The sequence below is a fragment of the Pedobacter sp. 01N416 genome (assembly GCF_056399685.1).
The window spans coordinates 1-10,816 of sequence record NZ_JBFTRT010000324.1; the positions used below are offsets into that span (position 1 = coordinate 1).

The 10,816-nt window shown below is 40.0% G+C and carries 9 protein-coding genes; all 9 read left to right on the forward strand.

The features are described 5' to 3' along the window. Positions 1 to 2,487, forward strand: a 2,487-nt coding sequence (locus AC1DND_RS17440) for a glycoside hydrolase family 3 N-terminal domain-containing protein (RefSeq protein ID WP_477583521.1), incomplete at its 5' end; no start/stop codon positions are given. Between the two features lie 78 nt (positions 2,488 to 2,565). Continuing rightward, the gene (locus tag AC1DND_RS17445; RefSeq protein ID WP_477583522.1) at positions 2,566 to 5,520 is read left to right on the forward strand and encodes a glycoside hydrolase family 2 TIM barrel-domain containing protein; all 2,955 of its coding nucleotides are present in this window, start codon (positions 2,566 to 2,568) and stop codon (positions 5,518 to 5,520) included. A gap of 73 nt (positions 5,521 to 5,593) precedes the next feature. After that, positions 5,594 to 6,559, forward strand: a complete 966-nt coding sequence (locus AC1DND_RS17450) for a hypothetical protein (RefSeq protein ID WP_477583524.1) — start codon at positions 5,594 to 5,596, stop codon at positions 6,557 to 6,559. 10 nt (positions 6,560 to 6,569) lie between these two features. Continuing rightward, on the forward strand, positions 6,570 to 7,265 hold the full coding sequence (locus AC1DND_RS17455) for a hypothetical protein (RefSeq protein WP_477583526.1): 696 nt from the start codon (positions 6,570 to 6,572) through the stop codon (positions 7,263 to 7,265). A 41-nt stretch (positions 7,266 to 7,306) separates the two neighbouring features. Further along, positions 7,307 to 8,131, forward strand: coding sequence for an NAD(P)H-binding protein (locus tag AC1DND_RS17460; RefSeq protein ID WP_477583528.1), 825 nt, complete (start codon positions 7,307 to 7,309; stop codon positions 8,129 to 8,131). Further along, positions 8,116 to 8,625 carry an anthrone oxygenase family protein gene (locus AC1DND_RS17465; protein ID WP_477583530.1) on the forward strand — a complete coding sequence of 170 codons (510 nt, stop codon included), beginning with the start codon at positions 8,116 to 8,118 and terminating at the stop codon, positions 8,623 to 8,625. Before AC1DND_RS17460 ends, AC1DND_RS17465 begins: the two co-directional genes overlap by 16 nt. 197 nt (positions 8,626 to 8,822) lie before the next feature. Continuing rightward, entirely contained in the window at positions 8,823 to 9,386 is a 564-nt protein-coding gene (locus AC1DND_RS17470; protein ID WP_477583531.1) for a dihydrofolate reductase family protein, read from the forward strand. 3 nt (positions 9,387 to 9,389) lie between these two features. After that, a complete protein-coding gene (locus AC1DND_RS17475; RefSeq protein WP_477583533.1) occupies positions 9,390 to 10,265 on the forward strand; it encodes an alpha/beta fold hydrolase in 876 nt (291 codons plus the stop codon). 61 nt (positions 10,266 to 10,326) lie between these two features. Beyond that, complete coding sequence (locus AC1DND_RS17480; protein WP_036669483.1) at positions 10,327 to 10,782, forward strand: YybH family protein; 456 nt, start codon at positions 10,327 to 10,329, stop codon at positions 10,780 to 10,782. The last annotated feature ends 34 nt before the right edge of the window (positions 10,783 to 10,816 follow it).

Sequence of the window (10,816 nt, forward strand, 5' to 3'; positions counted from 1 at the left end):
GTTTTATTGGTGGCATCCTTAGCCACCCTGGGACAACAGACTGCTCCAAAGCTTAAACCTGCCAGCAAAAATGCTGATATCCCCTTCCCCAAAAAGACGGAAATTTACCATCAGGGCTGGGTAGACTTTAATAAAAATAACAAAAAAGACCTGTATGAAGATCCGTCCCAACCGATACAAAAACGGATCACCAATTTACTTTCTCAAATGACATTGGAAGAAAAATCGTGTCAATTAGCCACCTATTATGGCCATGGAAAGGTATTAACCGACAGCCTGCCAACAGGAAAATGGACCAGCATGATCTTTAAGGATGGTATTGCAAATATTGATGAACATATTAATAATACCCCAAGGATAAAAGAAAACGAAACTCCTTTTAATAATGCGGTGGCCATTAACGAAACACAGCGTTTTTTCGTTGAATATACCCGTTTGGGTATTCCGGTTGATTTCACAAATGAAGGCATTAGGGGCCTAACCGCAAGACATGCCACAAGTTTCCCCTCGATGAATGCATTAGGCTGTACCTGGGATAAGGAGCTCGGTTTTGAAATGGGTAGAGTAGAGGGTAAAGAAGCACGGGTATTGGGGTATACGAATGTTTATGCACCAATTTTGGATGTAACAAGAGATCAGCGCTGGGGAAGATGGGAAGGTTCCCTGGGTGAAGACCCTTACCTGGTGGCACGTATGGGCGTAGCTATGGCGAAGGGAATCCAATCAGAACATGTCGTATCTACGCCTAAACATTATGTTGGCTACGGCGATACCAAAGCCGCCCGCCAGTGGGATTCCCGTACCGATCCACATATTACGCCATCTGAAATGTATTATATTCATGAATATCCCTTTCGAAAAGTTTTCAAAGAGGCCGGTTCACTTGGGGTTATGAGTTCTTACAACGATTACAATGGGATTCCAATGGCTGGAAATTATTATTATCTTACTACCAAACTCCGAAAAGAAATGGGCTTTAAGGGTTATGTGGTCTCAGATAGTTATTCAATTGAACGGCTTTCGGATATCCATCATGTAGCCGCTGATCACAAAGAAGCCTGTTTAATGGCGCTGAAAGCCGGACTAAATGTAAGAACAGACTTCAATGACCCAACTGAATACATTCAAAACGTCAGGGCTTTAGTTAAAGAGGGAAAGATTCCTATCCAGCGGATTAATGAGCTTGTAGAAAATGTGCTGTATGTAAAGTTTTGGCTGGGCCTGTTCGATAACCCTTATACCGGCCAGCCCGAGGCAGCACAAAAAACGATTTCAAGCGAAGAACACCTCAAAGCTGCCTTAAGAGCGTCCAGAGAATGCTTGGTATTGTTGAAGAATCAAAACGATTTGCTCCCTTTAAAAGGGAATTTCCAAAAAATTGCAGTTATTGGCCCAAATGCCAACAAAAACAACTACGTGCCGACACATTATGGGCCTATGGACTTTGCTGCATTTACCAGCGTATACGATGGCTTGAAAAATGTTTACAAGGGCGAGAATGTCGTGATTAACTATGCAAAAGGAATCGAGCTGGTTAATAAAGGGTGGCCTGAAAGCGAACTGATTCCCGATACCCTGACTACCGATGAAAACACATCTATTAAAGAAGCTGTTGAGCTGGCTTTGAAATCCGATGTAACGGTACTGGTGCTGGGCGATGGAACAAGTACATCTGGTGAAAGCCGTACACGGAGCAGTTTGGATTTACCCGGACACCAAGAGAGGCTGCTAGAGGCGCTGCAAAAAACAGGTAAACCGATCGTTCTGGTATTAATCTGGGGACGACCAGCCTCCATCAACTATGCCCAAAAATACTGTCAAGCGATACTGAGCGCACCTTACCCTGGTGCGCAGGGTGGGCAGGCCATTGCCGAGGCATTAAAAGGCGAGTATAATCCGGGTGGTAAATTAAATGGAACCTGGGTGAAATCCGTAGGACAGCTTCCTTTCAACATTCCGGCAAAACCAAATGCCAATTGGGAGCCAATGAACAATTATTCAGTGGCCAACAAAGGGCTTTTATACTGTTTTGGGTATGGATTATCTTACACCAAGTTTGCCTATGACAGTCTTTCAGTTGATAGTATTGAGAGTAAAACCGGAAAGGTCAGTATCCGTTGTAAAATAACCAATACCGGTAATTTAGCCGGTGATGAAGTCGTACAGTTATACATCAATGATGTGGTGAGTTCTACCACAACCTACGAGAAACAATTGCGTGGCTTCGAACGTATCCCGCTGTTAGCTAAAGAATCGAAATGGGTAACGTTCCAAATAGTTCCCGATGATCTGACGCTGATCAATGTCGACAATAAAGTAGTATTGGAACCTGGGGAATTTAAGGCAATGATAGGTGCATCTTATGATGATATCCGGTTACAAAAAAGCTTTTTTGTAAGCGGAAACTCACCAAAAAAACAGGTACCGGTGAAGAAAACCCCAATTAAGAAATCAAAAATGATGCGCGATACCGATGAGGTAAAATGATCCGATTACCACTACAAAACGATAAAAAAGTAATTTACAAGATGAACATATCTCCACCAGTGATACCATTCCCCTACCATGAAAATTAACTTCAGATTATTTGCCTTCTTTTTATCTGTATTATTTACCTCCTATGGTTTTAGTCAAACCCCTGCTGCCTCTCCCAGGCTCAGTTTAAATTTTAATACCAACTGGGCATTTTTCCGGGGTGATGCACCTGGAGCAGAGGCCATAAAATACAACGATGAAAATTGGACCGCTGTAAGTATTCCACATACCATGCGCCTTGAGCCAAAGCATAATGGAGGCAATAATAACTATACCGGTATTGGCTGGTACCGCCGGTATTTCAAAATCGATAAAGCCAGCTTAGGGAAACGTATTACCTTAAATTTCGACGGGGTACAGAAAAACTGTGCGGTATTTTTAAACGGCGAAAAGCTGAAGGAGCATTTTGGTGGTTATCTGGCTTTTAATGTAGATATAAGCGATAAAGTAAGATATGGAACCAATAATGTACTGGCGGTACGTGTATCGAACCAGGATGATCCTTTAACCCCACCGGGAAAGGCGCAGGCTAAAATGGATTTCCTCTATTACGGTGGCATTTATCGCAGTGTAACGCTCCAGTTCAGTAATAAAATACATATATCAGATGCATTAGAGGCCAAGAAAATAGCGGGCGGTGGTTTATTTGTTTCCTTTCCAAAGGTAGATAAACAAAAGGCTGAGGTGAGCATCAAAACTCATGTGGTTAACCGCAGCAATAGCACCGCTAACCTTAAAGTGCTTACCATTATACAGGATAAAAACGGGCAAAAAATAGCCACTGTAAGTTCAGAAAGTTTATTAGCAGGCCATTCTGATCAGGAGTATGTACAAAAGCTTACGGTTTTAAAACCTAAACTATGGCATCCTGATCATCCTCACTTATATCAACTATTATCAAAAATATATGATGGTAAAACGCTAGTTGATCTAAAAGTTACCTCCATCGGCATTAGAACGATTTCTTTTGCTTCGGCGAATGGGAAAGCCGATGGTTTTTATCTAAATGGCGAAAAACTTTACCTACGTGGGGCCAATCGCCACCAAAGCTACCAGAACATCGGTGATGCCGCTTCTGAATCTATGCAGTGGCGTGATGCGATACAGCTCAAAAAAGGAGGGTTTAATTCAGTCAGGGCATCACATTACCCACAGTCTCCGGTATTTTTAGATGCATGCGATCAATTGGGCCTATTGGTAATCGAATGCGAACCAGGCTGGCAGTTCTTTAATAAAGATTCGGTATTTATCCAGCGAAGCTATGAGCAGGTACGGGAAATGATCAGACGGGACCGTAACCGGCCGTCGGTATTTTTGTGGGAAACATCGCTCAACGAATCACCAACACCCGATTATTGGGCAAAAGAAGTAGTGCGCATCGCTCACGAGGAAATGCCAAATAACCAGATGTTCACTGCCGATGATTTCTTTGCTAAAGGAAAAAAATATTACGATGTAAGTTATAAGGTAATCAACGAAGACGGCACCGACCCAATGCCTTCAATGCCATCGCTCACACGCGAATGGGGCGACACCTGGATTGCCGACCCCAAGAAGGAAAACGGCTTAAGGGCATCGCGGATGTACACCGCAAAAGGACTGATTGCCCAGTGTACACTGAGGCAGAATGCACTGAACGGAACGATGCTCGAAGAAGAAGGTGGTTATTGGGACCATGCCAAGTTAGACGCCAATAAGCGGATGGGAGGATATTTTCTCTGGAGCTTTAACGATTATACCCGGGGATCGGACCCACTTACCGCATTCAGCGGCGTGGTGGATATCGACCGCTATGAAAAGTTTGGTTACTACCAGTTAAAAGCGATGCAAGATGCCCGAAATCCGGTATATGGCCCAAATATTTTTATTGCCAGTTATAATAATAACCCCAGTATTGATTCTAATCTGATTATTTTTTCAAATTGCGATAAGGTAAGGCTTTACCGTAACAACCGCTTATTGGGTGAAATATCAAGGGCGCAAAATGCAAAAACATCGCCATTTGTTGCCGCTAAAGGCGGTAGCCCGTACTTTGAGTTTAAAACGAATGCTTATGAGCCAGGTATACTAAGGGCCGAAGGGATATTAGATGGTAAAATAACCTGTTCGCATGTGGTCAGAACTCCAGAACAGCCCGACCATTTAGAAATCGAAGTTGCTGACCGTGGGATCAGTCCTATAGCCGATGGCTCAGATATGATCCCAATTTACATTAAAGTGTGTGATCGGAATGGAACAGTGATCAGTAACAAAGAACAGCTACAGACTTACCCGATCAACTTAAGTGTTTCAGGAAAAGGGACATTGATAGGCGCAAATAAGACACGCTTAAAAATCTCCGATCAACAAACTGAAGGAGGTATCGGTTATGGCATCATCCGCACCAGCGAAAACGCAGGTAATATCAATATAACCGCTTCCTCACCTGGCCTTAAACCTGCAACCAAAACAGTAGTTGCTGTGCCTTACAAAGGAATTTACGCAGCTGATGGTGACCACATAAAATGGAAAAGTGAAGCAGAAACTGCCGATACGGTTACCGCAGACATAAAATCTGATCAATTGCCTCCAATCATTAAGCTAATGCCAAATATGTTCGGTTTTCATGAAGAGATAGGTACCTCGGAATTTGAGAAATTAATTGACGGTGATCCGAGAACAATCTGGACAGCATCAAGAGAGCTACTTCCCTTAACCATAAATATCGACCTGGGAAAATCTGTTACAGTGAAAGGCAACCGCATTATTTGGGGCAAAGACAGCGATTGGTATAACTATTCGCTTCAGTGTTCTGCTGATGGGATAAAATGGATTGATTTAATTACTCTGAGAAAAGTATCAGGACAGGATTATGCGCCCGTGTTTTTTGAAGGCAAAAATATCAGATACCTAAAAATTCAAATATCAGACGTTCAGCCTGAAAAAAGTAAAGTGGCTATCGGCGGCGTTCTGTCGCAACTCATCCTGCTTTTTGTCGTCTTTTAGCCATTCTATTTCTAGCCGGTAAGATAGTTTTGTAGAAAAAAGATACAAGATGTTTTCAAATACCTTTAAGGCGATGGCAGGCATACTAGTTTCGATTAGCTGCATGACCTACATACAATCGTGTCAAAAAGATAGTTTTTTGATCACCCTATCCAATAACATTTCGTTTAAGGAAAAATTATCGGAGTACCATATCTTTCAGGGGAAACCTTCAGAGCTGGTTCCAGAATCAACATTTAAAGTTTATGAACTTTCAACAGCCCTGTTTACAGATTATGCCGAAAAGCAGCGCCTCATTCAGTTACCTAAGGGTACAAAGTTGAGTCCTGCTGGCGATGGTTTGCCGAATTTTCCGGATGGGACAATCTTGGTAAAAACCTTTTATTATTACAAAAACAAGCAAAACCCTTTATTGGGAAAGAAAATCATAGAAACAAGGTTATTGATTAAACATCAAGATGTATGGAATGTAGCAACCTACAAATGGGATGATGGCCAGAATGATGCAATACTGATTACAACAGGCGCCGCAGAAAACATCACCTGGATAGACGAGCAGGGCATTACTAAAACTGTTAATTACCATATACCCAATAATACCGAATGTAACACCTGCCACCAATCGGCTGATATAAGCACACCTATTGGCCTAAAAATCCGCAATTTAAACAGAACGGTAACCAGAAACGGAGCTCCGATCAATCAGTTAACCCACTTGCAAAATGAGGGCTTGTTCGCAAATATTAACCCGTCATCATTTGGCCGTTTACCCAATTGGGAAGACCCAAGCCATACACTCGAAGAACGGGCCAGGGCTTACCTGGATGTTAACTGTGCCCATTGTCATAACGATGGCGGTAGTTGTAAAAGAATTGTGTTCAGACCAGCTTATGAAACACCATTTGATGAAACCTTTTTAAGAAACTATAAAAAGTCGATCATCATTGATATGGAGAAGAAGAGCATGCCAAAACTTGGAACAACGATTACACACACCGAAGGAATCGAATTATTGAAAGCATATCTCTCCACACTTTAAATCAAATTTTATGAACTATCGCAAGGCCATAGGCTGTATCAGCATACTTTCCGGCATTTTATCCGTAGCCTGTTTATGGATAGGGGCCATAGCAGTCAATTATAATTTCGAAGCATTTTCCGACCCAAAACTCATTCTGCAATATGCAGATCAGTTTAAAGCCGCTTATTGGTTTAATATTTTGGATATGTTCGGTTATTACCTCTTGTTGCTCCCGCTTGTTTTTTATCTCGATCAGCAATACAGATTCCGTACACCTTGGCTTTCACTCTTTACAAATAGCGGCCTGTGTTATGTGCTGATAGGTGCAATTGGTGCCGTTACGCTTGCTGTAGCCTGGCCACCGTTGATGCACGATTTTCTAAATGCTTCGGGCGATGAATCCAAAATTATTACCCTTGTCATTTCTGTTTTAACCACCATTGTAACCAAAGGGCTTTGGAATATACTGGAGGCCTTGTTTGCCTCTGTTTGGTTTATCGGGATAGGAAGGCTTTTATACGATGATCAAAAAGTGATCGGAATCATTGCTGTGGTTACCGGAATAGCAACACTGATAGATGCTATGGGAAATGTTTTCGAGCTAAAAGTACTGGCTGAGATTGGTCTAAATATTTATTTGCTTGGTTCAATTCTATTTGTACTCGGATTTGGGTACCAGCTTATCAAAAAAACAGGAACTCATGATATTGATCTGGAACGATAAATCATGATACGGATTATTAATGCTTAACTAAATATAAAAATATGGATAATACAACTTTAGTACTGGGTGGCACTGGTAAAACAGGCCGAAGAGTGATTGATAGACTTGCAAAGCTAGGCATTCCTATTAGAACTGGTTCAAGAAATATAGCACCCTTTTTTGATTGGTATAAAGAAGAAACCTGGGATGCTGCGCTATCAGGAATTGAAAAAGTATATATCACTTTTCAACCCGACATAGCTATTCCACAGGCACAACAGATTATACAATCATTTGTTCAAAAAGCTAAATATGCCGGAGTTCAAAAACTAGTCCTGCTATCGGGAAGGGGAGAACATGAAGCAGAATTATGTGAAAATTTGGTTATAAAATCGGGGCTAGATTGGACAATTGTAAGGGCAAGTTGGTTTATGCAGAACTTTAGTGAAGGCTTCTTGCTCGATTCGATATTAGCTAGCGAAATGATACTGCCAAAAATAAATGCCGATGAGCCTTTTGTAGATGCAGATGATATTGCCGATGTTGTTGTGGAAGCTTTAATGGATGATGCTCATTCGCATCAAATCTACTCGTTAACTGGCCCTACATTATTATCATTTGAAAAAGCTGTCTCTCTTATCGCCACCGCTATAAAAAAAGAAATCCAATATGCTGAAATCAGCATACACGATTATACAGATATGCTTAGAAGCTATGAACTATCGGAAGAGTTTATCTCGTTAATAAGCTATTTGTTTACCCAAGTGTTAGATGGTAGAAATGAGTTTATAACAAATGATGTTGAAACCGTTTTAAAGAGAAAACCAACATCGTTTCAAGAATACATTAATAAAACAATAAAAACAGGAATATGGAACCAACCATAAATGTATCAACAATGCAATGGGTGCAGATAGCTACAGTGTTATTAACTGGATTACTGGCTGGGCTTTTTTATGGCTATGATTGTTCGGTAATTAAAGGCTTAGGCAACCTCTCGGATAAAGCATATTTGCAATCGTTTCAATCCATTAGCAAGGAAATTATTAACCCTTATTTCTTTTTGAGCTTTATTGGAAGCATGATTGTATTGCCAATAAGTTGCTGGCTTTGTTATAAACATAATGATACCCTTTCTTTTTACTTTCTGCTGGTGGCTTTGCTTGTATATGCAATTGGCGTATTCGGCGTTACTGCATTCGGTAATGTGCCGCTCAATGAAATGCTCGAAAAAATTGATATTACAAACACGTCATCAGAAAACCTGAAAATTACAAGAGATATATTTGAAACCAACTGGAACAATCTCCATCATATTCGTACATATGCCTCAATACTTTCGTTCTTATTAAGCATAATAGCCTGTATAAAAACAACTTAATTCGGTTCTTTTGATACTTAAATTACACGACAACCTTTTGTAAGGTACTATTTTATCATTCGCAGATCTGAATAAAATTATTTCAGAAATCCAGCATACAAGAAAATTAATATCGTATTCTCTCCCTTTTTTGTCGTATTAAATACCAGATCGGGATGAACAGTCCTTTTAAATTTGATTAAATTAATCGATGTACCATGCGTAAACTTAAATTACAAATGCAACTGTCTCTTGATGGTTATTGTGCTGGCCCAAACCAAGAAATGGATTGGATGATTTGGGATTTTGATCAGCAATTAAAAAAGCATTTAAATGAATTAGCTGCCCCTGTTGATTGTATTTTGTTGGGAAGAAAATTGGCAGAGGGCTTTATTCCAACTTGGAAAGAACGGCTAGCTGACCCTGCAGGAGAAGATCCAGTGTTCGTAAAAAAAATGAACGATACGCACAAGGTTATTTTCTCAAATACGCTTACAAAATCAGTTTGGGAGAATACAACTCTTGCAACTAAAGATCTTAAAACTGAAATCAACAACTTGAAACAACAAGATGGCGGCGACATAATTATGTATGGGGGGCATAATTTTGCATCGAATGTGATTAGCGAAAATCTTATTGATGAGTATAACCTCTACATCCATCCAATTGCCATTGGAAATGGTTTGGCGCCGTTTCRCAATAGAACGAGTTTAGAGCTCGTCCAATCGAAAACCTTTGCTTGTGGAATTACATTTATTCAATACAAATCAAAAGCAGTATAAGGTATGAAAGCTAAATTCAAAGTAGTGGTAAAAACCATCTTAACTGCTGTTTGTCTTTTCATTACAACGATAATAATGGCTCAACAATCTGTTTTACAAAAGCCCGATACAGCAGGCTATGCACCTGTAAACGGATTGAAAATGTATTATGAAGTTTATGGACAGGGTAAACCAATTGTTTTAATACATGGAGCCTATCAAACCATTGGCCTTTGCTGGAGTAGCTTAATTCCTGACTTATCAAAAACAAGGAAAGTGATTGCTGTAGAAATACAAGGTCACGGACATACAAAGGATATTGAAAGACCCTTTTCGTATAAATTATTGGCAAGTGATGTAATTGAGTTATTGCACTATTTAAAGATTGACAAAGCCGACATGATGGGCTTTAGCGTAGGCGGAACAGTAGCCATGCAGGTTGCTATACAGCAGCCTCAGTTAGTAAATAAACTAGTGATACTTTCTACTCCCTATCAATACACAGGATGGTTACCTGAAATGCGAACAATGCTAAAATCGTTGAAGCCTGATTTTTTGGACCAAACACCCTACAAAGCGGCACATGAAAGTAGCTATGCTAATGAACAAAAATGGCATGGCTTTGTAAGCAAATTTATAAAATTCGACACTGAAGACTTTGATTTGGGCGATGAAAATCTGAAAAATATTAAAGCACAAACACTGTTTGTATTTGGAGATAATGATGGTGTTGACTTAGTTCATAAAGCAAAGTTATATCAACTATGTGGTGGTAATGTATTCGCTGATATGGAAGGATTTCCAAAATCGCAATTGGCTATTCTACCAAACACAAGCCATGTGGGATTAATTATGCGAGCCCAAAAAATTGTCGAATTGGTTCAACCTTTTCTGAAATAAGGATTATGTTGAAAACAAATTTATACTGATGAAAACCTAAAATCACTTAAATATAAAAATCATGAAATCAATCTTTCCAGTAATGCTGAGTGCCTTATTGATGTTTTCAATCGGCTGCCAATCACAATCAAAAAAAAATGAAATGCTTGAAGAAGCAAAAGTTGCCATTGCAAAGAGCAACGCGATTTATCGTAGCTTATTCCTTAAAAATGACGGATCCATCTTAACCTGTTATGCAGAGGATGCGTGTATTATGCCTCCAAATTCTAAAACGATATGCGGTAAAGAAGAAATGGACAAATTTTTTAAGCATGCCTATGCGGCAGGAGTTCGCGGTGGCAGATTTATCCAAACGGAAATTCATAGTAGTGGCGAAGGCTATATTACAGAAGTAGGGCGTTTGGAGGCTCAGGATGGAAATGATAAAGTTATAGATGATGGAAAATATCTGGTACTTTGGAAAAAAACAAAAGATGGCTGGAAAATGTATCGAGATATGTTTAGTAGCAATCATTAGGTAAAATGTATAATGTTATTTTATAGTCTACATG